Source organism: Atlantibacter subterraneus (genome assembly GCF_007570865.1).
Taxonomy (GTDB): domain Bacteria; phylum Pseudomonadota; class Gammaproteobacteria; order Enterobacterales; family Enterobacteriaceae; genus Atlantibacter; species Atlantibacter subterraneus.
Genome location: NZ_VLPS01000001.1, coordinates 615,506 through 640,736, shown reverse-complemented (window position 1 = coordinate 640,736; position 25,231 = coordinate 615,506). Strand labels below are relative to the sequence as shown.

Annotated in this window: 26 protein-coding genes; 12 read left to right on the top strand and 14 right to left on the bottom strand. The window is 57.1% G+C overall.

The window, feature by feature from the left end:
* Window positions 1-136: 136 nt before the first annotated feature.
* The gene (locus tag FND52_RS03105; protein WP_144129272.1) at window positions 137-1,339 is read right to left on the bottom strand and encodes a nitrate regulatory protein; all 1,203 of its coding nucleotides are present in this window, start codon (window positions 1,337-1,339) and stop codon (window positions 137-139) included.
* Between the two features lie 84 nt (window positions 1,340-1,423).
* On the opposite strand from FND52_RS03105, the gene FND52_RS03100 reads away from it, so the two are divergent.
* Window positions 1,424-1,777, top strand: coding sequence for a DsrE/DsrF/TusD sulfur relay family protein (locus tag FND52_RS03100; protein WP_144129270.1), 354 nt, complete (start codon window positions 1,424-1,426; stop codon window positions 1,775-1,777).
* A gap of 310 nt (window positions 1,778-2,087) precedes the next feature.
* On the top strand, window positions 2,088-2,330 hold the full coding sequence (locus tag FND52_RS03095; protein WP_125295397.1) for a DUF1883 domain-containing protein: 243 nt from the start codon (window positions 2,088-2,090) through the stop codon (window positions 2,328-2,330).
* A 2-nt stretch (window positions 2,331-2,332) separates the two neighbouring features.
* Here FND52_RS03095 and FND52_RS03090 read toward each other — a convergent pair whose 3' ends face one another.
* Together FND52_RS03090 and chaB are read right to left on the bottom strand one after the other, a co-directional pair.
* Window positions 2,333-3,025, bottom strand: a complete 693-nt coding sequence (locus FND52_RS03090; protein ID WP_144129268.1) for a gamma-glutamylcyclotransferase — start codon at window positions 3,023-3,025, stop codon at window positions 2,333-2,335.
* Between the two features lie 210 nt (window positions 3,026-3,235).
* Window positions 3,236-3,466 carry a putative cation transport regulator ChaB gene (gene chaB, locus FND52_RS03085; protein WP_144129267.1) on the bottom strand — a complete coding sequence of 77 codons (231 nt, stop codon included), beginning with the start codon at window positions 3,464-3,466 and terminating at the stop codon, window positions 3,236-3,238.
* Window positions 3,467-3,738: 272 nt separating this feature from the next.
* Here chaB and chaA point away from each other — a divergent pair, with 272 nt between their 5' ends.
* Entirely contained in the window at window positions 3,739-4,842 is a 1,104-nt protein-coding gene (gene chaA, locus FND52_RS03080) for a sodium-potassium/proton antiporter ChaA (RefSeq protein ID WP_125295394.1), read from the top strand.
* 57 nt (window positions 4,843-4,899) lie between these two features.
* Here the strand turns inward: chaA and kdsA are convergent, their stop codons facing one another.
* Genes kdsA through hemA form a run of 6 tightly spaced genes read right to left on the bottom strand, consistent with a single transcriptional unit; the run spans window position 4,900 to window position 10,213 of the window.
* Window positions 4,900-5,754, bottom strand: coding sequence for a 3-deoxy-8-phosphooctulonate synthase (gene kdsA, locus FND52_RS03075; RefSeq protein WP_125295393.1), 855 nt, complete (start codon window positions 5,752-5,754; stop codon window positions 4,900-4,902).
* A gap of 40 nt (window positions 5,755-5,794) precedes the next feature.
* On the bottom strand, window positions 5,795-6,604 hold the full coding sequence (gene sirB1, locus FND52_RS03070; protein WP_125295392.1) for an invasion regulator SirB1: 810 nt from the start codon (window positions 6,602-6,604) through the stop codon (window positions 5,795-5,797).
* Window positions 6,601-6,996, bottom strand: a complete 396-nt coding sequence (locus FND52_RS03065) for a SirB2 family protein (RefSeq protein WP_125295391.1) — start codon at window positions 6,994-6,996, stop codon at window positions 6,601-6,603. Before FND52_RS03065 ends, sirB1 begins: the two co-directional genes overlap by 4 nt.
* 3 nt (window positions 6,997-6,999) lie before the next feature.
* Window positions 7,000-7,839 carry a peptide chain release factor N(5)-glutamine methyltransferase gene (gene prmC, locus FND52_RS03060; protein ID WP_144129266.1) on the bottom strand — a complete coding sequence of 280 codons (840 nt, stop codon included), beginning with the start codon at window positions 7,837-7,839 and terminating at the stop codon, window positions 7,000-7,002.
* On the bottom strand, window positions 7,839-8,921 hold the full coding sequence (gene prfA, locus FND52_RS03055; protein WP_125295389.1) for a peptide chain release factor 1: 1,083 nt from the start codon (window positions 8,919-8,921) through the stop codon (window positions 7,839-7,841). Before prfA ends, prmC begins: the two co-directional genes overlap by 1 nt.
* 35 nt (window positions 8,922-8,956) lie before the next feature.
* The gene (gene hemA, locus FND52_RS03050) at window positions 8,957-10,213 is read right to left on the bottom strand and encodes a glutamyl-tRNA reductase (RefSeq protein ID WP_125295388.1); all 1,257 of its coding nucleotides are present in this window, start codon (window positions 10,211-10,213) and stop codon (window positions 8,957-8,959) included.
* 202 nt (window positions 10,214-10,415) lie between these two features.
* Between hemA and lolB the strand changes: the two genes are divergently transcribed.
* From lolB to dauA, 4 genes are all read left to right on the top strand, one after another.
* Window positions 10,416-11,039: a lipoprotein insertase outer membrane protein LolB gene (gene lolB, locus FND52_RS03045; RefSeq protein WP_125295387.1), complete on the top strand. Its 624-nt coding sequence runs from the start codon at window positions 10,416-10,418 to the stop codon at window positions 11,037-11,039.
* Window positions 11,036-11,887, top strand: coding sequence for a 4-(cytidine 5'-diphospho)-2-C-methyl-D-erythritol kinase (gene ispE / locus FND52_RS03040; protein ID WP_144129265.1), 852 nt, complete (start codon window positions 11,036-11,038; stop codon window positions 11,885-11,887). The genes lolB and ispE overlap by 4 nt, the downstream gene beginning before the upstream one ends.
* Window positions 11,888-12,037: 150 nt before the next feature.
* Window positions 12,038-12,985: a ribose-phosphate diphosphokinase gene (prs, locus tag FND52_RS03035; RefSeq protein ID WP_002437209.1), complete on the top strand. Its 948-nt coding sequence runs from the start codon at window positions 12,038-12,040 to the stop codon at window positions 12,983-12,985.
* A gap of 121 nt (window positions 12,986-13,106) precedes the next feature.
* The gene (gene dauA, locus FND52_RS03030) at window positions 13,107-14,786 is read left to right on the top strand and encodes a C4-dicarboxylic acid transporter DauA (protein ID WP_144129264.1); all 1,680 of its coding nucleotides are present in this window, start codon (window positions 13,107-13,109) and stop codon (window positions 14,784-14,786) included.
* Window positions 14,787-14,894: 108 nt separating this feature from the next.
* On the opposite strand, the gene ychH is transcribed toward dauA, so the two are convergent.
* The gene (gene ychH, locus FND52_RS03025; RefSeq protein WP_125295384.1) at window positions 14,895-15,170 is read right to left on the bottom strand and encodes a stress-induced protein YchH; all 276 of its coding nucleotides are present in this window, start codon (window positions 15,168-15,170) and stop codon (window positions 14,895-14,897) included.
* A gap of 272 nt (window positions 15,171-15,442) precedes the next feature.
* On the opposite strand from ychH, the gene pth reads away from it, so the two are divergent.
* Window positions 15,443-16,027 (top strand): aminoacyl-tRNA hydrolase, encoded by a 585-nt coding sequence (gene pth / locus FND52_RS03020; RefSeq protein WP_125295383.1) that lies wholly within the window; start codon window positions 15,443-15,445, stop codon window positions 16,025-16,027.
* Window positions 16,028-16,165: 138 nt separating this feature from the next.
* Window positions 16,166-17,257, top strand: a complete 1,092-nt coding sequence (ychF, locus tag FND52_RS03015) for a redox-regulated ATPase YchF (protein ID WP_144129263.1) — start codon at window positions 16,166-16,168, stop codon at window positions 17,255-17,257.
* Window positions 17,258-17,311: 54 nt separating this feature from the next.
* On the opposite strand, the gene yajD is transcribed toward ychF, so the two are convergent.
* Window positions 17,312-17,656, bottom strand: a complete 345-nt coding sequence (gene yajD / locus FND52_RS03010) for an HNH nuclease YajD (RefSeq protein WP_125295381.1) — start codon at window positions 17,654-17,656, stop codon at window positions 17,312-17,314.
* A 152-nt stretch (window positions 17,657-17,808) separates the two neighbouring features.
* Between yajD and FND52_RS03005 the strand changes: the two genes are divergently transcribed.
* Window positions 17,809-18,054, top strand: coding sequence for a DUF2543 family protein (locus FND52_RS03005; RefSeq protein WP_125295380.1), 246 nt, complete (start codon window positions 17,809-17,811; stop codon window positions 18,052-18,054).
* A gap of 89 nt (window positions 18,055-18,143) precedes the next feature.
* Here FND52_RS03005 and FND52_RS03000 read toward each other — a convergent pair whose 3' ends face one another.
* Window positions 18,144-18,929 carry a DUF3750 domain-containing protein gene (locus tag FND52_RS03000; protein WP_144129262.1) on the bottom strand — a complete coding sequence of 262 codons (786 nt, stop codon included), beginning with the start codon at window positions 18,927-18,929 and terminating at the stop codon, window positions 18,144-18,146.
* Between the two features lie 185 nt (window positions 18,930-19,114).
* Here FND52_RS03000 and FND52_RS02995 point away from each other — a divergent pair, with 185 nt between their 5' ends.
* Window positions 19,115-21,508, top strand: a complete 2,394-nt coding sequence (locus tag FND52_RS02995) for a phosphoketolase family protein (RefSeq protein ID WP_144129261.1) — start codon at window positions 19,115-19,117, stop codon at window positions 21,506-21,508.
* A gap of 15 nt (window positions 21,509-21,523) precedes the next feature.
* On the opposite strand, the gene FND52_RS02990 is transcribed toward FND52_RS02995, so the two are convergent.
* Together FND52_RS02990 and FND52_RS02985 are read right to left on the bottom strand one after the other, a co-directional pair.
* Entirely contained in the window at window positions 21,524-22,759 is a 1,236-nt protein-coding gene (locus FND52_RS02990) for an MFS transporter (RefSeq protein ID WP_144129260.1), read from the bottom strand.
* 110 nt (window positions 22,760-22,869) lie between these two features.
* On the bottom strand, window positions 22,870-24,021 hold the full coding sequence (locus FND52_RS02985; protein ID WP_144129259.1) for a hypothetical protein: 1,152 nt from the start codon (window positions 24,019-24,021) through the stop codon (window positions 22,870-22,872).
* A 188-nt stretch (window positions 24,022-24,209) separates the two neighbouring features.
* On the opposite strand from FND52_RS02985, the gene FND52_RS02980 reads away from it, so the two are divergent.
* Window positions 24,210-25,190, top strand: a complete 981-nt coding sequence (locus FND52_RS02980) for a GlxA family transcriptional regulator (protein ID WP_144129258.1) — start codon at window positions 24,210-24,212, stop codon at window positions 25,188-25,190.
* Window positions 25,191-25,231 lie beyond the last annotated feature (41 nt).

The window sequence follows — 25,231 nt, the reverse complement described above, 5'->3', positions numbered from 1 at the left end:
CTGCGATTTGTGTTGTGGTCAGTAACGGATTTGCAATTGCTGTGCCAGAAATTGAGGCCGTGTTTTCCGGGGCTTTAGCGGTTTTTTGTGAGCCAGCGCACCATAAGCTGTCACGCTCTGCCCCGCTGGTGTGCAGCTACTCCTTTGGGGTTACCGACCACAGCGAGGCGCTGAGCAGCAGCGAACGGGCGATATCCACCATCCGCTGGTTCTGGTTCATGGCCAGTTTACGCAGCTGCTGCCAGGCCAGTTCTTCGCTGATGCCCTGATGGTTCATCAGCAGGCTTTTGGCTTTATCGATGGTTTTACGCTCTTCGAGCGTTTCCTGAAGCGAGGTCAATTCACGGCTGAGTTTTTCCAGCTCGCGTGCCTGCTGGCGCACCAGCGGCAGCAGATGACGCTCTACCGGCGCGGCTTTCACGCTGCTCTGCTGCACCACCCATGCGGCCAGCGCCGTTTCACCGGGATGCGCGTCATCAACTGTATGTTGTAATGAACGTTGCGCCACGGCGGAAAGCGTGTCGATCAGCCGGGTTTCAATCAGCCGCAGCGCGTCAAGGCGCTGGGTCTGGATATCAAACCAGCGCGCCGCCGACTGCGGGTTTGCCGGAATGCGGGTGCAGGCTTCGCGGCGCATCTGTTCGATGTCCCGGGTGGCCTCTGCGCTGTCGCGAAACATCGCGGCCTGCTCCGGTTCCGTCAGCGAAAGAAACGTGGCAAAGCTGTGCTGCTGGGCGTCGATGCGGTCCACCAGCATCTGGCGCAGCGCGGCATCAAATTCGCCACGGGTAAAGCCAATCGCGCCGACCGCCCGCTCCTGGCCGACCCACTCTTTGCCCTGCATCAGGCTATACAGCGCGGTCAGCGCCTGGGCGACCTGCGGATCGCTTAGCGTATCGTTGGCTTCCGGGATGATTTCCATCAGCGGCTGCACGGTGCGGTTAAAGCGCTCCATAGCCTGTTCAGGCGTGATGCGCAGGATGCGGATTTCCTCACGCAAGGCGCTTAATCCTTCCAGAAACCACAGCGCGCAGGCCAGCTTCGCCGCCGCATTGCCGTTCATCAGGGCGTGGTGTTCGGTTAGCCACTGTTGGAAAGCAGCCAGCGACTCATCCACCTGCCGGGCGCTGTGCTGTAACTGCGGGCCAAACAATTCGCCCCGGGAACAGAGCCACACGTTAGATGCGCCGCGCTCGCGCTGGAGCGTATGCACCAGTTGGCTAATCAGCGTGGCGAATTCGCCCAGCCGGGCAAGGTGCTGTAACTGCTGCTGTTGCTGGCGACGGGTATAGTGAAACCATTCCAGCGCGGATTGCGGGCGTGGCGCCTGTTGATTCATGTCATACTCCCGAAGTCATTACCGCTTTACTCTGGTCAGCAATTAACAAAGCAATAACCATGCCCAAACGGCAAAGGAGTTAACGTGCAAAATATCGTGATTATCGCTAACGGCGCGGCCTATGGCAGCGAGTCGCTGTTTAACAGCCTGCGTCTGGCTATCGCCCTGCGCGAACAGCAGGACGACATCAGTCTGAAACTGTTTTTAATGTCGGATGCGGTGACGGCAGGCATTCGCGGCCAGAAACCCGCAGAAGGCTATAACATTCAGCAGATGCTGGAGATCCTCACCGCCCAGAATGTGCCGGTGAAACTGTGTAAGACCTGCAGCGACGGGCGCGGCGTTTCCGGGCTGCCGCTGATTGATGGCGTGGAGATCGGCACGCTGGTCGAACTGGCGCAGTGGACGCTGGCGGCGGATAAAGTTCTGACTTTCTGATGGCTATTCTGCCGCATGCGCCCCGCTGCGGCAGTTTCCAGACTATTAACGCGATTCGGCGCTGTGCTGCGAAATAGCTTGCTGAACGCGCCGCAGGTTTCCAGAATTTCCCGCTCCGGTTGTTCACTTTTCAGGCGCAAACCTTTCAGAATGCAATGTATAGAGGGCATTTATAACTAAAGTTTAATGATTATGAAATTCGTTGATCAAGGTCAGCATCCGCGCCCTCCCTCTTTGGTGTTATGCATAAGCGTGATTTGTGAACAGAGTCACGTACAGGGGTAGTCTTTTTTTGGCAGAGGGTAAAAAGATGGCGATGGTAAAAACGAGTCTGAAGTTGTTTGGCGGGGATACGGTGGTGGTACGCTGTTCCGATTCTTGTCACATTCATTTGATGAGCGCCAAAGGCGCTGCCAGCAGTACGGCGGATATTCTCAGCGTGCAAAACCGCAAGCACGCGTATCTCACGGTGCCCTATAGCGGCACCTGGAACGTGCTGATCGACAGTCACAGCCAGTCGCTGGAGCACTCCATCAGCTACGTCCCCGCCTGAGTTTACGCAAACCCCGGTTGCCAGTTTGCATCGGACTGGGGTGCCTGCAACGCGCGAACCGCACTAATCAGTTCATCTAACGTTGGGTCGCGCATCCCCAGTTTGTTGAGTTCCTGCTCCAGCGAAAACAGATACTGGGCATTGGTGCCGAGCGGGCCGCTGGCGGCGGCAATCAGCGGCGCAATAATCGCGGCGCGGGTATCGGATTCGTACAGCGAGTGGCGCGGATCCATAATAAACACCAGCGCGTTGACGGTGCGGCCATCGTCCAGCTCAAGTTTGCACCAGGTAGGCAAATAGCAGCCGGTGATCATCTCACGCTTCCACAGCAGTTCCAGTTCCTGATCGAGCGTCGCTTCCGGCAGACGGTACGCCACGCCGGTGGTGCGGCCGCCCTCTTTCAGCGCCAGCATCCGTCCCGGCTGGCAGGCGGTGCCGCGGCCTGCGGTTAAGCGCAGGCAAAATGCCCGGTGCCAGCCCGGCAGCGTACCGGTGGCAGACTCTTCATACTCCAGCGCCGGGTTCCACATCAGCGAACCGTAACCAAAAATCCATACCGGGCCATCGTCAGGCCGACAGGCCAGCGTCGCCGCAAGGGATGCCGCGCGCTGCTCAGATGACCACAATAACGATTCCTCAATGGCTCCAAAAGCCGTCTTACAATCCGCTTTCATTAAGAAATCACGTGTTAACACTTCATACCTCCACCACTGCCATTCTTCCCTGACGCCCTCTTACCCTGTCTGCTGTTCATTTCGAAAGCAATTATCAGCAGACGATAGGCAATTAACCCAACGCTGGCAAGAGTTGAAAAATTGATTTGGCACAATTTCGGAGATTTGAAGAGAATTTTGCAGGGCGCTGGCGCTGCAACGCCCTGGATTATCGAAAGATTAGCGGTGGATTTATTTTTTCTTATGCCACTTTTCATCGTCGCCTTTTTGGTAATCATGTTTTACCGCCGCCCAGGCCACGCGGTGCGCGGTCTCTTCACGGCTGGCGTCGCCGCGCCGATCGTCGGCATCTTTATACTGATCCCAGGCGCTGTTGAACGCTTCTTTATAGATATCCTGCGCGTGGGCGGGCAGAACGTTGGTGACGTTTTCGGGTAAGTCGCTACGTGATTTATACGGCATACGAACCTCTCTTTTCAGGGACAACTTCAAAGTGTGGAACAGGATGCCAGGGTTTGCCAGTTCACAGGATAAATGTCAGAACCCTCTTATTAATTGATTGTTAGTTAAATGAATTCTAAACAAGATAGCGGTTTATTGCCTTCTGAGGATAAAAATCGGCACAGGCCGTAAAACTTCGTAAATATTACCGGTGACCCTGCGGTTTTTTGCTATTTTAGTGACCTTTCTCACAATGACTATAATGATAACACCTGCTTCTCTGGAGTAAAAAAATGACAAAAACAGTACATGAGGCGGTGAAAACCCGCCATAAGGAGTCCTCTCTCATTTTCCCGGTGATAGCACTGGCGGTGCTGGCATTTTGGGGGGCCAGCCAGTCGCTGCCAGTGGTTATCGGCATCAATGCGCTGGCGCTGGTTGCGATCCTGAGCAGCGCATTTAGCGTGGTGCGCCACGCGGATGTGCTGGCGCATCGCCTGGGCGAACCTTACGGCTCGCTGATCCTCAGCCTTTCGGTAGTTATTCTTGAAGTCAGTTTGATCTCCGCGCTAATGGCCACCGGCGATGCCGCGCCGACGCTGATGCGCGACACGCTTTACTCCATCATTATGATCGTCACCGGCGGCCTGGTGGGTTTTGCGCTGCTGCTGGGAGGCCGTAAATTTGCTACGCAGCATGTGAATCTGTTCGGTATTAAACAGTATTTGATCGCCCTATTCCCGCTGGCGGTAATTGTGCTGGTGTTCCCGATGGCGCTGCCAGAGGCTAATTTCACGACGGGCCAGTCGATTCTGGTGGCGCTGATTTCCGCCGCCATGTACGGGGTGTTTTTGATTATCCAGACCAGAACCCATCAGAGCCTGTTTGTCTACGAGCATGAAGACGAAGGCGACGATGACGACCCGCATCACGGCAAGCCGTCGGCGCACAGCAACCTGTGGCACGCGGCCTGGTTGGTGGTGCATCTTATCGCGGTGATTGCGGTAACCAAAATGAACGCCAGCCCGCTGGAGTCGCTGCTGACCACGCTGAATGCGCCCGTTGCCTTTACCGGCTTCCTGGTGGCGCTGCTGATCCTCTCACCGGAAGGATTAGGGGCGATTAAAGCGGTGATGAACAATCAGGTACAGCGCGCCATGAACCTGTTTTTCGGTTCGGTGCTGGCGACCATCTCCCTGACCGTGCCGACGGTCACGCTGATTGCCATTCTTACCGGCAATGAGCTGATTTTCGGCCTCGGCGCGCCGGAGATGATTGTGATGCTGGCCTCGCTGGTGCTGTGCCAGATTTCGTTCTCCACCGGGCGCACCAATGTGCTTAACGGCACCGCCCATCTGGCGCTGTTCGCTGCCTATCTGATGACGATATTCGCCTGACCGCTCAAACAAAAATGCCCTGCAAATTTGCAGGGCATTTTTTTATCTCAGCGGAAATTAGTTTTCGGTGTCCAGCTCTTCGAAGCTCTTCACCAGATCGTCAATCGCTTTGATCTGCTTGAGGAACGGCTCCAGTTTCGCCAGCGGCAGCGCGGACGGGCCGTCGCATTTAGCATTGGCGGGATCCGGATGCGCTTCGATAAACAGACCGGCAATGCCGACTGCCATACCGGCGCGCGCCAGTTCAGTAACCTGGCCGCGACGGCCACCGGACGCCGCGCCGAACGGGTCGCGGCACTGTAGCGCGTGGGTGACGTCGAAGATCACCGGCGAGTTGCCAGAGACTTTCTTCATTACGTTAAAGCCGAGCATATCCACAACCAGGTTGTCGTAACCGAAGTTGCTGCCGCGATCGCACAGGATCACTTTGTCGTTGCCGCCTTCAATGAACTTGTCGACGATGTTGCCGACCTGGCCCGGGCTGACGAACTGCGGTTTCTTGACGTTGATCACCGCGCCGGTTTTCGCCATCGCTTCCACCAGATCGGTCTGGCGAGCCAGGAACGCCGGCAGCTGGATCACGTCAACCACATCGGCTACCGGCTGCGCCTGAGAAGCTTCGTGAACGTCGGTAATCACTTTCACGCCGAAGGTCTGTTTCAGTTCCTGGAAGATTTTCATCCCTTCTTCCAGGCCCGGTCCGCGATAGGAGTGAATCGACGAGCGGTTCGCTTTATCAAAGGAGGCTTTGAATACGTAAGGGATACCGAGTTTGTCGGTCACGGTGACGTAATGTTCGCAGATGCGCATCGCCAGATCGCGTGATTCCAGAACGTTCATACCGCCAAACAGCACGAACGGCAGGTCGTTCGCTACCTTGATATCGCCAATACTCACCACTTTTTGTTTCATACGTTCGCCTTATCAGGTGTAAATCAGAAACGTGCTGCCATTAATGCAGGGTAATCTGTTTGTGAGAAATCGAATTGATTTGCGCCCGGATCATTTCGCTGATCGGGTCTTCAGGGCACTGTTCAACGAAATAGCTCAGGTCGGTCAGGGCTACATGGTCGCAATCCAGCTGGGCGTAGATCAGCCCGCGATCGCGAATTTCATACGGATCTTCCGGGTTGAACTGCAACAGCGCCTCGCTGGTACGCAGCGCCAGCAGCATCTGCCGCTCTTCCATCAGCGCCGATTTCAGGGTGTCGAGCAGTTTGCGGATCACTTCAGCGTTCTCGGACTCCTCAAGATCGTCCACAAACAGCTCCGCCACCGGGCTGATATTGCCTTTGAGCCACACTTCCAGCGTGTGTTCGTCGAGCGTTTCGCCGTTGAACGGGTTGATCAGCCACATTTCGCCGTCCATCCAGTCGGCGCGCAGGATCAGCTGGGTCGGGAAAATCACCGGCATCAGCGGAATATCCAGCTGTTCAGCCACCCACAGCAAAATCGCCCCCAGCGCCACGGCGCTGCCCTGGCGGTTCTCCAGCACTTTATCCAGCCACAGCGCGTCGGAGAGCTTGTAGATGCCCCGGGAATCCTGGAAGCCCCACTCGCCGTAAAACAGCTCCAGCAGTTTTTCCAGCTGGATATCCTGGTGCAGCCCGCCGCTAATCTCTTCGCGGGCGAGCGCCACCAGCGATTGCAGCCGATCGTAGACGTCCTGCGTCGGGAAGTCGTCGCGGATCAGCTGGGAAATCAAAATCATGCCGTCGCATAACGGCGCTTTATTAAACTCGAAATCGGCTAACGACTTCATACAAACCCCAATAACGGTATCTTGGTGGTGGCCAGCTTAATGACGATATAAATGACCACCAGGCCCAGCAGAAAAGCTATCCAGCGCACCTGCTGGCTACGCGGGCGTCGGCCCAGCGCGATAAAACCTAAAACGATGTAGATGATAACGCCAAAAAGCTTCTCAGTCAGCCATGCGCCTTGTGGGGTGAATGGGTAGAAATGGGTGATCATCACCAGCGCCACCCCGGTCACCAGCAGCAGCGTGTCGTTCACGTGCGGGACAATCCGCACCCAGCGTTTGGTCGACATGGCTGAACCGCGATATTGCCACCAGTAGCGCAGAATAAACAGACTCACGGAAAGGAACGCGGTGAGAATATGCACGTGCTTAAGCGCAAAATAGGTCGCCATGACTTACTCCTGTGATGTTATTTGTCCCATGGTCAGGCGTTCATTGCCGCCATAATCCAGACCGGTTTCTACTGCCAAAAATCCTGCTTGATGAAACAACGCGCGCACCGCCTCGCCCTGCTGCCAGCCGTGCTCCAGCACCAGCCAGCCGCCAGGTTCAAGGAAGGCGCGCGCTTCACGAATTAAATAATCGATATCGGCAAGCCCCGCATCAGGCGCAACCAGCGCAGACAACGGTTCAAAGCGCACATCGCCCTGCCGGAGGTGCTCATCTTCGCTGTCGATATACGGGGGGTTGCTGACAATAAGCTGAAAACGGTCGCCCTGAACGGCGCTAAACCAGTCGCTTTGCCGGATGTCGATATTGGCGATGTTGAGGCGCGCGGCGTTACGCTGCGCCAGATCCACCGCATCCGGCACTTTATCCACCGCGACGACCTGGCAGTCCGGGCGCTCGGAGGCCAGCGCCAGCGCAATCGCGCCGGTGCCGGTACCTAAATCGAGAATGCGGCAGGGTTCGGCGGGCAAGCGGGCCAGCGCCTGTTCCACCACGCACTCGGTATCCGGGCGCGGGATCAGCGTCGCCGGAGAAACCATCAGCGGCAGCGACCAGAACTCCCGAACGCCGGTGAGGTACGCCACGGGTTCTCCCGCTGCGCGCCGGGCTAACAGCGCGTCAAGCTCCGCGAGCTGCGCCTCTGATAGCTGGGTTTCACCGAAGGCCAGAATAAAGGTGCGCGCTTTGCCGGTTACCAGGCCCAGCAGGATCTCCGCGTCGCGACGCGGAGACTCGCTATCCACTAAACGTGCGGCGGCCTGCCGTAACCAGTGCTGAAACTCCATTAGTCCTGCTCGGAGAGTGCGGCGAGCTGATCGGCCTGGTATTCCTGAACAATAGGTTCGATCAGCATATCCAGTTTGCCTTCCATCACTTCATCCAGACGGTATACCGTCAGGTTGATGCGGTGGTCGGTGACGCGGCCCTGCGGGAAGTTATAGGTGCGGTTGCGATCGCTGCGATCGCCGCTGCCCAGCAGGTTGCGGCGCGTTGACGCTTCCGCCTGCTGGCGTTTGGCCATTTCCGCCGCATGGATACGAGCGCCCAGCACCGACAGCGCTTTGGCTTTGTTTTTATGCTGGGAACGTTCATCCTGGCACTCCACCACAATGCCGGTCGGCAGGTGGGTAATGCGGATAGCGGAATCGGTGGTGTTTACGTGCTGACCGCCCGCGCCCGAGGAGCGGAACGTATCGATACGCAAATCCCCCGGGTTGATGTCCGGCAGCTCGGCTTCCGGCAGTTCCGGCATCACCGCCACGGTACAGGCGGAAGTGTGAATACGGCCCTGGGATTCGGTGGCCGGTACGCGCTGCACGCGGTGGCCGCCGGATTCGAATTTCAGACGGCCATAAACGCCATCGCCGCTGATTTTAGCGATCACTTCTTTGTAACCGCCGTGCTCGCCGTCGCTGGCGCTCATGATCTCGACCCGCCAGCGGCGCGATTCCGCGTAGCGGCTGTACATGCGGAACAGATCCCCGGCAAACAGCGCGGCTTCGTCGCCGCCGGTTCCGGCACGCACTTCGACAAACGCGTTGCGCTCGTCATCCGGATCTTTCGGCAGCAGCAGAACCTGTAACTCCTGCTCCAGCTGTTCGCTTTTTTGTTTCGCTTCGTTTAACTCTTCCTGCGCCATGTCGCGCATTTCCGGGTCATCCAACAGCATCTGTGCCGTTTCGATATCTTCCTGAACCTGTTGCCAGAGCAAAAAACAGCGCGATACATCGCTCAACTGTGCGTATTCACGGGAGAGCGCGCGAAAGCGATCCTGATCCGCGATTGTCGCAGCATCGCCGAGCAGGGCCTGAACTTCTTCATGGCGCTCCTGCAAGGCTTCTAGTTTGGCAACGATAGAAGGCTTCATAGGCGGTGTTTCACCTTATAATATGTATTGTTGTGCTACTCCAGCCCAAGGCTGTTGCGCAGAATATGCAGGCGTTCGTCATCCCCGTCACGGGCGGCCTGCTGGAGAGATTTGGTTGGCGCATGGATCAGCCGGTTGGTTAACTTCCAGGCTAAATCCTGCATGATGGCTTCGGCGTCGCCGCCTTGTTGCAGCGCAGCAATGGCGCGGGCGGTGAGATCGTCACGCACCTGTTCGGCCTGGCTGCGGTATTCGCGAATGGTCTCGGTGGCGCCCTGGGCGCGCAGCCAGGCCATAAATTCGCTGGCTTCCTGGGCTACGATGGTTTCAGCCTGCACGGCGGCGGCTTTGCGCTGCGCCAGGTTGTGCTGAATGATCGATTGCAGGTCGTCCACGCTGTAGAGATAGGCGTTGGCAAGTTTGCCCACTTCCGGCTCCACGTCGCGCGGCACCGCGATATCCACCAGCAGCATCGGTTGATTGCGGCGGGCTTTTAACGCGCGCTCCACCATGCCTTTGCCGATGATCGGCAGCGGGCTGGCGGTGGAGCTGATAATAATATCGGCCTCTTTCAGGCGTTCGTCGATCTCGCTAAGTTCAATCACGTCTGCGCCCACCTCATCCGCCAGACGCTGGGCGCGCTCGCGGGTACGGTTGGCGATGATCATTTTCGAGACGTTGTGTTCGCGCAGATGACGCGCCGCCAGCTCGATGGTCTCCCCCGCGCCGACCAGCAGCACGGTGACTTTCGAGAGCGATTCAAAAATTTGCCGCGCCAGAGTACAGGCGGCGAAGGCCACCGACACCGCGCTGGCACCGATTTCGGTTTCGGTACGCACCCGTTTGGCCACGGAGAACGATTTCTGGAACATGCGTTCCAGTTCGCTGGACTGGGTATGTCCGCGCTGGGAATCCGAGAAGGCTTTTTTAACCTGGCCGAGAATTTGCGGCTCGCCGAGTACCAGCGAATCCAGCCCGCTGGCCACGCGCATCAGATGGCTGACGGCGTCGTTATCGTGATGCCAGTACAGGCTGTTGCGCACTTCGGCTTCATCAAGCTGGTGATAATCGCACAGCCAGCGCACCAGGCGCTCGTGGAGATCGTCCTGCTGCTCGACGCTTAAATAGAGTTCGGTACGGTTGCACGTCGATAACACCACCCCGCCCTGCACCATCGGCTGCGCCAGCAAGCTTTCCAGCGCCTGGTCGAGCGTTTCCGGCGAAAACGTAACGCGTTCTCGCAGTGAAATCGGGGCCGTTTTGTGGTTGATGCCGAGTGCTAAAAGGGTCATGTGTGCGGGAATAGTACCAGCGTTGATAAGGTTGAACTCGGCGCATCATACAGGATGCGCAGGGTCAATAAAAGAGAAGTACCTCTTTTGAATCAATCGGCGAACCGATCATTTAAGATAACTTGACCGTAGACGCATTTCTCGCTGACAGCTAGCATGAAAGGTTATCAAGCTAACCTACTTTCAAGGATTTGCCGCTACCATGATTCGCTCCCCGTTCCCGCTCATTCGTCTTTTACCGCTGGCAAGCCTGATCTTAACGGCCTGTGCCGTAACTACGCCAAAAGGGCCGGGAAAAAGCCCCGATTCGCCACAGTGGCAGCAGCATCAGCAGCAGGTCGCGAAAATTTCCCAGTATCAGACCCGCGGCGCGTTCGCCTATCTTTCTGACCGCCAAAAAGTGTATGCGCGCTTTTTCTGGCAGCAAACCGGCCAGGACCGCTATCGCCTGCTGCTGACCAACCCGCTGGGCAGCACCGAGCTGGAGCTAAACGCGCAGCCGGGCGTGGTGCAGCTGGTGGATAGCAAAGGCCAGCGTTACACCGATACCGACGCCGAAGAGATGATCGGTAAACTGACCGGGATGCCGATCCCGCTTAATAGCCTGCGCCAGTGGATCCTGGGCATTCCCGGGGACGCCACCGATTACAAACTGGATGAAAACTATCGCCTGCGCGAAGTGAACTACAGCCAGAACGGTAAAAACTGGACTGTGACCTACGGCGGTTACGACACCAAAACCCAGCCGGCGCTGCCTTCTAACATGGAGCTGCGCGAAGGCGATCAGCGCATCAAGCTGAAGATGGATAGCTGGACGGTGAAATAATGCGTCGCTGGCCCTCTCCTGCAAAACTGAACCTGTTTTTGTATATCACTGGCCGTCGTCCTGACGGCTATCACGATCTCCAGACGCTGTTTCAGTTTCTGGATTACGGCGACACGCTGGATATCAACCCGCGCGCTGACGACCAGATCCGGCTGCTGACCCCGGTGGACGGCGTGGCGGATGAAGATAACCTGATCGTGCGCGCCGCGCGGATGCTGGCCGCTAAAGCGCGCGACAACGGCTTTACCGGCCCGCTGGGCGCGGATATCGCTATCGATAAACAACTGCCGATGGGTGGCGGGCTGGGCGGCGGATCGTCCAATGCCGCGACGACGCTGGTGGCGCTGAACCATCTGTGGAAAATCGGCTTTAGCGATGATCAGCTGGCGCAGCTCGGCGTGACGCTGGGGGCGGATGTGCCGGTATTCGTGCGCGGGCGCGCCGCGTTCGCCGAGGGCGTGGGCGAGCTACTGACCTTCGTCGAGCCTGCTGAAAAATGGTATCTGGTGGCGCACCCCGGCGAGAGCATTTCCACGCCGGTAATTTTTGGCGACCCGGATTTGCCGCGCAACACCCCGAAACGACCTCTAAAAGCGTTACTAAAATGTGAATTCAGCAATGATTGCGAGGTTATCGCAAGAAAACGTTTTCGTAAGGTTGATGCCGCGCTTTCCTGGCTGTTAGAATACGCGCCGTCGCGCCTGACTGGCACAGGGGCCTGTGTATTTGCTGAATTTGACACAGAATCCGCTGCTCGCCAGGTGCTTAAGCAAGCCCCGGAATGGCTGCATGGCTTTGTCGCAAAAGGTGTTAACCGCTCTCCGCTGCACCAGGCACTCGCCGAGTAATGCAGGAATTCCGGGCATACTGAGTAATGGTGACAACGTCACCCTGTTCCAGATGTTGCGCCATGCTCTTTAAATACACCGCCTGGATGGCGAGCTTCACCCGCATTGATGCCGTCATCCACCACTGGACGCATGCCTGAGGTTCTTCTCGTGCCTGATATGAAGCTTTTTGCTGGTAACGCCACCCCGGAACTAGCACAACGTATTGCCAACCGCCTGTACACTTCCCTCGGCGACGCTGCTGTCGGTCGCTTTAGCGACGGCGAAGTCAGCGTACAAATCAATGAAAATGTACGCGGTGGTGATATTTTCATCATCCAGTCCACCTGTGCCCCCACCAACGACAACCTGATGGAACTGGTTGTCATGGTAGATGCCCTGCGTCGCGCTTCCGCAGGCCGTATTACCGCGGTGATCCCCTACTTTGGCTATGCCCGTCAGGACCGCCGCGTGCGTTCCGCGCGTGTGCCGATCACCGCAAAAGTGGTTGCTGATTTCCTGTCGAGCGTCGGCGTTGACCGCGTTCTGACGGTGGACCTGCACGCAGAACAGATCCAGGGCTTCTTTGATGTGCCGGTAGACAACGTTTTCGGTAGCCCGATTCTGCTCGAAGATATGATCCAGAAAAACCTCGACAACCCGATCGTGGTTTCCCCGGATATCGGCGGCGTCGTACGCGCACGCGCTATCGCTAAACTGCTCAACGATACCGACATGGCGATCATCGACAAACGCCGTCCGCGCGCTAACGTTTCCCAGGTGATGCACATCATCGGCGACGTAGCTGACCGCGACTGCGTGATGGTTGACGACATGATCGATACCGGCGGCACCCTGTGCAAAGCGGCGGAAGCGCTGAAAGAGCGCGGCGCGAAACGCGTCTTCGCTTACGCGACCCACCCGATTTTCTCCGGCAACGCAGTGGAAAACATCAAGAACTCGGTAATCGACGAGTTCATCGTATGTGACACCATTCCGTTGGCACCAGAAATCAAAGCGCTGGAAAAAGTTCGCACCCTGACCCTTTCCGGCATGCTGGCAGAAGCGATTCGTCGTATCAGCAACGAAGAATCCATTTCTGCAATGTTCGAACATTGATAGACATGCGTTCAGAAACCCGCTGCGGCGGGTTTTTTTTATTGCATGATGTATTTGTATGACTAATGCCTCCTTCATCTGACATACACTAAACAGATGATGCGCTCATGGATGAAACACAGTGAAAACATCTTCAATCGCCCATTTCCTGCCATTTCGCGCCCTCATCGACGCCTGCTGGCGGGAGAAATACACCGCGTCGCGCTTTAGCCGCGATTTAATTGCCGGGATCACCGTCGGGATTATTGCTATCCCGCTGGCCATGGCGCTGGCTATCGGCAGCGGCGTCGCGCCCCAGTACGGGCTGTACACCTCCGCCGTAGCCGGGATCGTCATCGCCTTGAGCGGCGGTTCGCGCTTTAGCGTCTCCGGCCCCACCGCCGCCTTTGTGGTGATCCTCTACCCGGTGGCCCAGCAGTTCGGGCTGGCGGGCCTGTTGATGGCGACGCTGATTTCCGGGTTATTTCTGGTGCTGTTCGGCCTGGCGCGTTTTGGCCGATTGATTGAATACATCCCGCTGTCCGTGACGCTGGGCTTTACCTCCGGGATCGGTATCACCATCGCCACCATGCAGATCAAAGACTTCTTTGGCCTGGAAATGGCGCACGTGCCGGAACACTATTTGCAGAAAGTCGGCGCGCTGGTGATGGCAATGCCGACCCTCAACATGGGCGATGCGGCTATCGGCATTGTAACCCTGGGCGTACTGGTGTTCTGGCCGCGCTTCGGCATTCGCCTGCCGCCGCATCTGCCTGCGCTGCTGGCGGGCTGCGCCGTGATGGCCGCCGTGAATATGCTCGGCGGCGACGTGGCTACTATCGGCTCACGCTTCCATTATGTGCTGGCGGACGGCACCCAGGGCAGCGGCATCCCGCAACTGCTGCCGCAGCTGATGCTACCGTGGAATATTCCCGATTCCGGCTTTACGCTGAGCTGGTCTTCGATTCAGGCGCTGCTGCCCGCCGCGTTTTCCATGGCGATGCTGGGCGCGATTGAGTCACTGCTGTGCGCCGTGGTGCTCGACGGCATGACCGGCACCAAACATAACGCCAACAGCGAGCTGATCGGCCAGGGGCTGGGCAACCTGATTGCGCCGTTCTTCGGCGGCATTACCGCCACCGCGGCGATTGCCCGCTCCGCCGCCAACGTGCGCGCCGGGGCCACGTCGCCCATCGCGGCGGTTATCCATTCCCTGCTGGTGATTATGGCGCTGCTGGCGCTGGCTCCCCTGCTCTCATGGCTGCCGCTGTCGGCCATGGCGGCGCTGCTGCTGATGGTGGCGTGGAACATGAGCGAAGCCCATAAGGTGGTCAGCCTGCTGCGCCATGCGCCGAAAGACGACATCCTGGTGATGCTGCTGTGCATGTCGCTCACCGTACTGTTCGATATGGTGATTGCCATCAGCGTCGGCATCGTGCTGGCCTCGCTGCTGTTTATGCGCCGGGTTGCGCGCATGACGCGCCTTGCGCCGCTCAACGTGACGGTGCCGGATGATGTGCTGGCGGTGCGCGTTACCGGCCCGCTGTTTTTCGCCGCCGCCGAAGGGGTATTTGGCCCGCTGATGCAACAGGCCGAAGGGAAACGAATCATCGTGATGCAGTGGGATGCGGTACCGGTGCTGGATGCAGGCGGTCTGGACGCCCTGCAACGCTTTATCGCCCGCTTGCCGGAAGGCTGCGAGCTGCGCATCTGCCATCTGGAATTCCAGCCGCTGCGCACCCTGGCCCGCGCTCACGTCAAGCCCATCCCCGGGCGTCTGGCGTTCTTCCCTGACCGCGAGGCGGCGCTCGCCGAATTGTGATCCGCTACGCTGATGCGGGCCGCTGCGCCTGCATCAGCGCGTTACAGCCAAAAAAAACGGCTCCGCATGCGGAGCCGTCCTTTAAAATTAATTGATTAGCTATAGTGATTAGCTATGACGATGTTCGTCGCGGCGGCAGCGCTTATCAAAGTGGCGCACCCACCAGTACCGGTCGCAAACCTGTTCATGCCCGCCAACGCGCGCGCCGGCAAGCCAGAGCACGGCACCGACAAAGATGCTTAATACCGCTCCATGGGCGAAAAATTGAGGCAGGTTGAGTTGAGGCAGCTGATTGAGGATGGAATACGCGACGCCAACGACCATAACAACTAAGCCCAACCCCATAAGAAAGTTACCGAGTAACGAAGCGTTTTTGCGTTTCATATGTCACCTCCGGAACGAAAGGGTGTGTGGGAATATCCCCATTCCTTGTGTGTAAAGTATAGACAACAGTTATGGTTCTCTGTTGCGCCTGGGATCACATTTACGCGCCTGACTTCACAAAACTTGACATATAACTTGCTGAACTGAATGAAATTCTAATGGTTCAGTATAGTTATTATTCAATAACTGCGTGCCACAAGCGGAGCGCTTTGTCATCATGACCTGAGCGAAGTAAACTACCCGGCGATTTACGGGCAACCTGGAATAACAACGTGACGATAAAATTGATTGTCGGCCTGGCGAACCCTGGCGCTGAATATGCGGCGACCCGCCATAACGCCGGGGCATGGTATGTGGATTTACTGGCGGAGCGCCTGCGCGCGCCGCTGAAAGAAGAAGCCAAATTTTTTGGCTATACCTCGCGGGTCTCCCTCGCGGGTGAAGATGTGCGATTGCTGGTTCCGACCACCTTTATGAACCTGAGCGGCAAAGCGGTGGCGGCGATGGCGGGCTTTTACCGCATCGCGCCGGATGAAATCCTGGTGGCGCATGACGAGTTAGACCTGCCGCCCGGCGTTGCCAAATTTAAACTTGGCGGTGGTCACGGCGGGCATAACGGCCTGAAAGACATTATCAGCAAGCTGGGCAATAACCCGAATTTTCACCGTTTACGGGTGGGAATTGGTCATCCCGGCGATAAAAACAAAGTTGTTGGATTTGTGCTGGGCAAACCGCCTGTCTCCGAGCAGAAATTAATTGATGACGCCGTAGACGAAGCGGCGCGCTGCACCGAGATTTGGCTGAAAGAAGGCCTGACCAAAGCCACCAACCGTTTGCACGCCTTTAAGGCCCAATAGCCGGCTTTTTATCGGGCGACGGGGTGAAATACGCCCCGAATAACGCCCGTTCGATGTATAATAGGCAAAGTTATTTATTTTCAGTCGTTGAGCCTGTTTTAACTCAATGATAATCAAGCAATTAAGGTGATCTAAACCATGGGATTCAAATGCGGTATCGTCGGCTTGCCGAACGTCGGTAAATCCACTCTGTTCAATGCGCTGACCAAAGCCGGTATTGAAGCGGCTAACTTCCCGTTCTGTACCATTGAGCCGAACACCGGCGTGGTTCCAATGCCCGATCCGCGTCTCGACAAGCTGGCGGAAATCGTTAAGCCCCAGCGCATTCTGCCGACCACCATGGAATTCGTGGATATCGCGGGCCTGGTAAAAGGCGCATCCAAAGGCGAAGGCCTGGGTAACCAGTTCCTGACCAACATCCGCGAAACCGAAGCTATCGGCCACGTGGTGCGTTGCTTTGAAAACGACAATATTATCCACGTGGCGGGTAAAGTCGATCCGGCGGAAGATATCGACGTTATCAATACCGAGCTAGCGCTGTCTGACCTGGAAACCTGCGAGCGCGCCATTCACCGCGTGCAGAAGAAAGCCAAAGGCGGCGATAAAGACGCCAAAGCGGAACTGGCGGCACTGGAAAAATGCCTGCCGCACCTGGAAAACGCCGGGATGCTGCGCGCGCTGGACCTGACGGCGGAAGACAAAGCGGCCATCCGCTACCTGAGCTTCCTGACCCTGAAGCCGACCATGTATATCGCCAACGTTAACGAAGACGGTTTTGAAAACAACCCGTACCTCGACAAAGTGCGTGAAATCGCCGCAGCGGAAGGCTCCGTCGTCGTGCCTGTTTGCGCGGCTGTAGAATCGGATATCGCCGAACTGGACGACGCCGACCGCGAAGAATTTATGGCCGAGCTGGGCATCGAAGAGCCGGGCCTGAACCGTGTGATCCGCGCCGGTTATGCTCTGCTGAACCTGCAAACCTACTTCACTGCGGGCGTGAAAGAAGTGCGCGCATGGACCATCCCGGTTGGCGCAACTGCGCCGCAGGCGGCGGGTAAAATCCATACCGACTTCGAGAAAGGCTTTATCCGTGCTCAGACCATCGCTTATGAAGATTTCATCACTTATAAGGGTGAGCAAGGGGCCAAAGAAGCGGGCAAGATGCGCGCTGAAGGGAAGGATTACATCGTGAAGGATGGCGATGTGATGAACTTCCTGTTCAACGTCTAAGATTGTCGGCCTGACAATAAAAATCCACGCTGCGGCGTGGATTTTTTTTTACCGTTATTTTTTATTGAGCATCGACTTTAAATCGGCGAACGGATTATAGGTGGCTGCCCCGACGTCTTTTTGCGCGTCCTCCCCCGCCACCACGGTGGTGCCGTACTGGTCAGCTTCGGTGTACTTCGAGTGTTCGTGATCATGGCAAAACAGGCACAACAACTCCCAGTTACTGCCGTCTTCCGGATTATTAGTGTGGTCGTGATCGATATGATGGACCGTTAATTCGCGAAGATTCGAGTAAACAAATTCCCGCGAACAGCGTCCACATACCCAGGGATAGATTTTTAACGCTTTCTCACGGTAGCCGCTTTCCAGCCGTGCGTAGTTTTTAGGGATCAGAGCCATTGTTGTTGTAACCTGTAATAAAGAGAATATAGCGTTGATTTTAGCAGGCTCGCGTGGCTAACAGGGAGCACTAAGTTGAACAATCGGCTCAGCGCAGATCCTCATAAAAATGCTATGCTCCAGCCCATGCCTCTTTCTCAAAGGAATTCACAATGACGTCATCTATCCCACTGAAGTTTTATGACATCGCCGACGAGTACGCGACGGAAACAGAAATCCCGGTCACCGAAACCGAACGCGACGCCCTCGCGCACTATTTCCAGCTGCTGATCACCCGCCTGATGAATAACGAAGAAATCAGCGAAGAGGCCCAGCAGGAGATGGCTGTTGAGGCCGGGATTCATCAAGGTCGTATTGATGAGATCGCAGATTTCCTCAATCAGTGGGGCAACGAGTAACGCCGGTTAGCGGCGTTGTTCAAAATCTCTTTTCCTTCAAACGCGCCGTAGAGTTTTGCGGATTTTACGGCGCTCAGGCGGCGCAGGATTTACTCCTCGCCCCCTTCCCGCTGCTTCTGCAAATTATCCCGTCCCACTCCGCCAATAAACGGCAATCTCAGCTTCAACGGCGACACGTCCAGGCCGACATTCAGCCCCAACACGTTCACCTCAAATCCCTCTTCTACCCCCAGCGTCACCCCTGCCACGCCGAGCACGGAAACCTGCAGCCCGCGCCCTGACGGCGGTAAGCCCACCACATGGCGCAGCGAGCGGAAATCTTTGCCGACCGCGTTGGCGGGCATATCCAGCTTCAGCGCCGGCACTTCGCGCCCGATATGGGCAATAAAGGTATTGCTGTTCGGTCCGGGCCAGACGCGATAGCTGTCCGGCCAGGGATAAGAGGCTATCGCCGCTTCGATCTGCGGGATCATGGCTTCGGCTGCCGCCCCGCGATGCTCCACCAGCAGGCGGGGCTTAGAGCCGTACCAGTAGCCGTCCGGCGAATTGCGGTTGCGGCGCACTTTCTCACCCGAGCCCCAGCTAATCACCTCGTAGCGGTTGTACTGGGTTTCTCCGGCGCGCTTAAAGATGATCCACGGATGTACCGCCACCACGCCCTTCCAGCCCCAGGTTGGGGCGGCGTAAACCTGCACCACCGCCAGCCCGGCGTTTTTACGCGGATCGGGGGCCATTCCGGCAGAATCGCTGCGGGCGGCCCACCAGCCTCGCTGCGCCTGAGGATCGTGGTGATACATCGCCTGCCCGACGCTGGCGACAAGAGACAGCAGAATAATGCACAGCAGGCTGAGCGACAGTGTTTTAATCAGGATCATTGGTGTCCGTAATGAGAGGGTTTTGCCTATTGTACTGGTGAATTTTTGCGCAGCAATACGTGTTGCGCCGCGAATTGTCCTGGAACGCCGCCAGCCCGCGAATCTATGCCAGGCTTTAGAGGCAGTTTCTGTTAAGGAGCCTCGCCTTCTTGCTTATCTGACATACAAGACAATATGGGGAAAGCATGACTGAAACCAACCCACTCTCCGATCGTGAAATTCAGTTAATCGATCGCTACTGGCGAGCCGCCAATTATCTCTCCGTCGGGCAAATCTATTTAATGGATAACCCTCTGCTGCGCGAGCCGCTCAAACCCGAACACATCAAGCCGCGGCTGCTGGGCCACTGGGGCACCACGCCGGGCCTGAACTTTATCTACGCGCACCTTAACCGCGTCATCCGCCAGCGCGATCTTGATATGATCTATATCTGCGGGCCGGGGCACGGCGGGCCGGGCATGGTCGCCAACACCTGGCTTGAAGGCAGCTACAGCGAAATCTATCCCGATATTAGCCTCGACGCCGACGGCATGAAAAAGCTGTTTAAGCAGTTCTCTTTCCCCGGCGGTATCCCCAGCCACGCGGCACCGGAAACGCCGGGTTCGATCAACGAAGGCGGGGAGCTGGGCTATTCGCTGTCTCATGCCTTCGGCGCGGTGTTTGATAACCCGTCGCTGATCGCCGCCTGTGTGATTGGCGATGGCGAAGCGGAAACCGGTCCGCTGGCCTCCAGCTGGTACGGCATCAAATTCCTTAATGCGGCGCGCGACGGCGCGGTACTGCCGATTTTGCATCTCAACGGTTATAAAATCGCTAACCCGACTATCCTCGGGCGCACCAGCGACGAGGATCTCCAGCAGCTGTTCCGGGGCTACGGCTACCAACCGCTGATCGTCAGCGGTCATGAGCCGGAGAAAATGCACCGCCAGATGGCGGAAACCCTGGAGCAGGCGCTGGAGAGTATTCGCCAGTACCAGCAGCAGGCGCGCAGCGGCAATCCGCCAGATCAACTGCCGCGCTGGCCGATGATCGTTTTACGCAGCCCAAAAGGCTGGACTGGCCCGCAAACGGTGGACGGTAAAAAAGTTGAGGATTTCTGGCGCGCCCATCAGGTGCCGATTTCGTCTTGCCGCGAGAATGACGAGCATCGCCAGCTCCTCGAACGCTGGATGCGCGGCTATCAGCCGGAAGATCTGTTTGACGAGCACGGCACGCTGAAGCCTGAACTGCGCGCGCTGGCACCGGAGGGCGACAAGCGCATGGGGGCGTCGCCCTGGGCCAACGGTGGCCGCCTGCGTCGGGAGCTGGTGACCCCGGAATTACGTGAATACGCCGTGGATGTCGTCAATCCAGGGGAAACCCAGGCCGAATCGACGTCGGCGCTGGGCGCTTATCTGGCGGGAATTTTCCAGCGTAACCCGGATAACTTCCGTCTGTTTGGCCCGGATGAAACCGCATCCAACCGCCTGAGCAAAGTGTTCGATGTCACCAACCGTACCTGGCAGGAGCCGGTGAAACCCTATGATGAACAGCTGGCAGCGGATGGCCGGGTGATGGAAATTCTCAGCGAGCATCAGTGCCAGGGCTGGCTGGAGGGCTATCTGTTGACCGGGCGGCACGGCCTGTTTAACTGCTATGAGGCCTTTATCCACATCATCGATTCGATGTTCAACCAGCACGCCAAATGGCTGAAGATCACCCGCAAGCTGCCGTGGCGCGAGCCGGTTTCGTCGCTTAACTATCTGCTCTCCTCGCACGTCTGGCGTCAGGATCACAACGGCTATAGCCATCAGGATCCCGGTTTTATGGATCATGTGGCCAACAAAAAGGCCGATATCGTGCGCATCTATCTGCCGCCAGACGCCAACACGCTGCTGTGCGTGGCTGACCACTGCCTGAAAACCTGGGACCGGATTAACGTTATCGTGGCCGGTAAACAGCCCGCGCCCCAGTGGCTGACGCTGGACGACGCGGCGGAACACTGCGCCGCCGGGATGGGCATCTGGCAATGGGCAGGCACCGTGCCACAAGGGGAATCCCCGGATGTGGTGATGGCCTGCGCGGGTGACGTGCCAACCATGGAAACCCTGGCGGCGGTGGATTTACTGCGCGAATACCTGCCCGAGCTGCGCATTCAGGTGGTCAACGTGGTGGATTTAATGGCGCTGCAAACGCAGGATGAGCATCCGCACGGTAAAAGCGAGCAGGATTTCGACGCGATTTTCACCCCCGACAGGCCGGTGATTTTTGCTTTCCACGGCTACCCGAGCCTGATCCACCGCCTGACTTACCAGCGCAACAATCATCGCAACTTCCACGTACGCGGGTTTATGGAAGAAGGCACCACCACCACGCCGTTTGATATGACGGTGCTGAATGAGCTGGATCGCTTTCACCTGGCGCAGGCGGCAATCCTGCGGGTTCCGTCGCTACAGGGTAAAGCCGACGCCATTCTTGACGCGTTGCAGGAGAAAATCGCCGCTCACCATCAATACGTGCGCGAGCATGGCGAGGACTTACCCGAAGTACAAAACTGGAAATGGCCTTCCCAACAGGGGGAAGGTCAGGCTCCGGAGTAAGCCGATCGCTGAAGCTTAAACGGTCTCGCTTTCCAGGCGCTGGCGGTGGCGAAGCCCGGGAAACCACTTCATCCACAGCGCCACCACTACCAGGGTGCCGATGCCGCCGATCGCGGCGGCTGGCACCGCACCCAGCCAGGCGGCCAGCATCCCGGACTCAAATTCGCCCAACTGATTGGAGGTATTGATAAAGATCGAGTTAACCGCGTTAACGCGCCCGCGCATCTCATCCGGGGTATCCAGCTGTACCAGCGAGCCGCGGATCACCATGCTCACCATATCGAAGCCGCCCAGGGCAAACAGCGCCAGCAGCGACAGCCACATCCAGCTCGAAAACGCGAAAATCAGCGTCGCCACGCCAAACCCGGCCACGCTGATAAACATAATCATGCCGACGTTACGCTTCAGCGCCCGGTGGCTGAGCCAGAAACCCACCAGCAACGCGCCTACCGCGGGGGCGCTGCGCAGCAGGCCTAAACCCAGCGGCCCGGTGTGCAAAATGTCATGGGCAAAAATCGGCAACAGCGCGGTCGCGCCGCCGAGCAGCACGGCAAACAGGTCGAGTGAAATGACGCCCAGCACATCCGGTCGATGGCGGATAAAGCTCACCCCGGCAAACAGCGACGACAGCGTGGCGGGCTGACGCGGGGGCGGTGCCTGTTCATAGCGCAGTGTTATCACCAGTAGCAGGGAAACGAAATAGAGCGCCGCAGTGACCCAATAAACCACGTCCGCGCCCGCCGCATATAAAAAACCACCCAGCGCCGGGCCGACAATCTGCGCCGCCTGGCCAGACACCGCGTTGGCGGCGGTGGCGCGCGGCAGCAGCGTGATCGGCACCAGCGCGGGCAGCATCGAAATCATCGAAGGGGATTCCATGGTTTTGGCGCAGGAGATGATAAAGATCAGCGCCAGCATCACGTCCACGCTGGCGTCGCCGTGCCAGGTCAGCCAGGCGAGGGCTACAATCGCCGCCCACTCGCACACCTGCCCCAGCATCACCACGCGGCGGCGATCAAACCGATCGGCGATATGCCCAGCGAATAGCGCCAGAGAAACCGACGGCACAAACTGTACCAGGCCAATCATTCCCAGCCAGAACGCGCTTTGGGTCTGGGAGTAAATCTGCCAGCCGACGATAATCGACAGCATCTGGTAGCCAAAGCCGGAGCTGGTGCGCGCCAGCCAGAACGCCACAAACGAGCGGTGCTTTAACAGTCGCCCATCGCCGGGAGTTAACATGGGTGCCATAAACGAGTCCTGAATATTTCTTCTTGTTACGCCAGGCGGCCAAAAATTCACAGGTTAGAATGTTTGAGGCCAATGCTTTTTCAAGATAGCTTGCAAATTAATGGGTTATTTCAATCGTTCTGATTATATTGCGTAACAAGCCGCGCCAGTGGACCAAAGTTAGCAACGACAAAAATTGCCACGCTGATCAGAACGATCACCCAGCATAATAAAATTTTTACGCCATTAATTTCGCACAACATCATCACCACTGACATTGCGATCCCCGGAAACCAGCCAAGAGCGAAAACACCGGCAAATGCGGCCGACAGACTTTTGAGTAAGGGGACTCTCAGGGTTGTTCCGAAGAATAAAAGCGCTACCAGTGGGCCTACTGCGGCGAGTAAAACTGCATAACCGGATTCCTGTGACATAAACGTCAAATCCATGGACTGGATAGCACAACGGAAGCCTTCCGTCGGGATGTACGGCAGCATCCACAGTGCATTAAGCCGTTCAGGCAGCTGTCCAAAATCCAGGATGAGCTGGTGATGCGTTACCTCCAGAGGCACAAGCAGCATCAGCGAGACAGCTAATGCCATCCCGACAAGGTAATAACCGGCACGTCCCAGCATGACTTCCAGGTGCTCACGTCTAATCAGGTTACTCACGGGAGCAATACCAAAGATACGCCGCTTACTATCGCGTGTGATATAAACCCTCTCGTTTTGCCGTACTGCCAGGCCGATTAGGACGCATCTCTCGCCGGGTTCGAGCCGATATTCACACTTAATCTCATCGCCCGCTCTTTTCTTTTTACTGGCCCTGAGCCACTGTAAATCCAACCCTTCACCCTCAACCGTTACTTTCCCCGTCGCATCCTGCAATGTGAATTCATTACATCGCTGTTCCTTATGGATCTGACAGAAGTGACTTTCGTTATCATAATTACGCCTTTCTTCATAAGCGGTGTATTCATAGCCAATACAAGGTTTATTACTGAGGGGAGCACGTAGCAATGTTTGGCCTGTAACGATCCCTTCCAGCTTTACGATGCCACTCTTCAGAGAACCAACGCTACTGGTTGGCAGTTTGTTATTATATTTAAGAAATCGATTCTGCCCGGAAGGGCGTAATAAACTAATGGCGATTACGCTAAGAATAAGTACCGCCCCGAACTTGAATAGAATAAAGAAGGGGATGATAAACAGGCTACTAATTGCTATTCGTTTCCACCTGAGAGTTCGCAATCTTCCTGTTTCTTTTACTTGAGGCGTGTTCATTAATTTGCTCTTCAATAAAACATGAACCCTATAGTGTCGATCCTCAGGTCAACAAAAAAGCGCAGCGCGAAGAATTAGGAGTATGGCAAATTGTTACCCGGTAAGTTTACCCCCTGAGAAGAAAGTGTTGAGCAAGTGCATCAATAATCCAGTTTGACTTATTTTGTAAAAAGCCTACATTTCAAGCCATGAAAACTATCCTGATTATCGTTCCTGATGGTGGCATGCTGTTTGAAGCCGCCGGTATCGCCGACATCCTGATGCAGGCCAACCGGCTGCATCCCACGCCTTCCGGCGCGTCGCGCTACCGCATCACCATCGCCACCACCCAACCGCACCAGGTGATCCACGGTCAGTCGGGGCTAAACCTGCTGGCGGATCACCGCCTCACCGAGCTGGACCCGTTTGAATCCCGCGATACCATTATGATCACCGGGCGCGGCACCAATCTGGACGAGCGCGACGCGGTGGCAAGCTGGGTGCGTATGGCTGCGCCCCATGCCCGGCGCGTGGCGTCGATTTGCGGCGGGGCGATGCTGCTGGCGCAGGCCGGTCTGCTGGATGGCCGCCGCGCCACCACCCACTGGCGTCTGCTGGAAACCATGCAGGCGACTTATCCGCAGGTGAAGGTGGAAGGCGGCCCGCTGTACGTGCAGGATGGCCCGATGTGGACCTCCGGTGGCGTCAGCTCGGGATTTGATTTAACCCTGGCGCTGGTGGAAGAAGATTACGGGTTTACCCTCGCCAGGGACGTGGCTCAGGATATGGTGATGTACCTGCGCCGTCCCGGCGGGCAGTTACAGTTCAGCCGCTATAAGCTGGATCGGGCCGAGCATGACGGCCCGGTGGGCGAGCTGCAAAACTGGATCCTGGCGAACCTCGCAGACGACTTGTCGGTAGAAAATCTGGCCCAGCACGTGGCCATGAGCCCGCGCAACTTTACCCGCGTATTCACCCGGGAAGCGGGCGTCTCCCCTGCCCGCTACGTGGCGGAAGCGCGTCTGGCTGCGGCCCGCGACCGGCTGGAGCAAACCACCGAAACCCTGGAACGCATCGCGCACATCACCGGTTTCGGCAGCAGCATCAATCTACGCCGCATCTTTGAAAAACAGCTGCACCTTACCCCCGGCGAATATCGCCAGCGCTTCCACTGCCGTAAATTGGCGTAAAGTGATCCTTTTTTGTCATTTACGCCAAACCGACCGCTGAC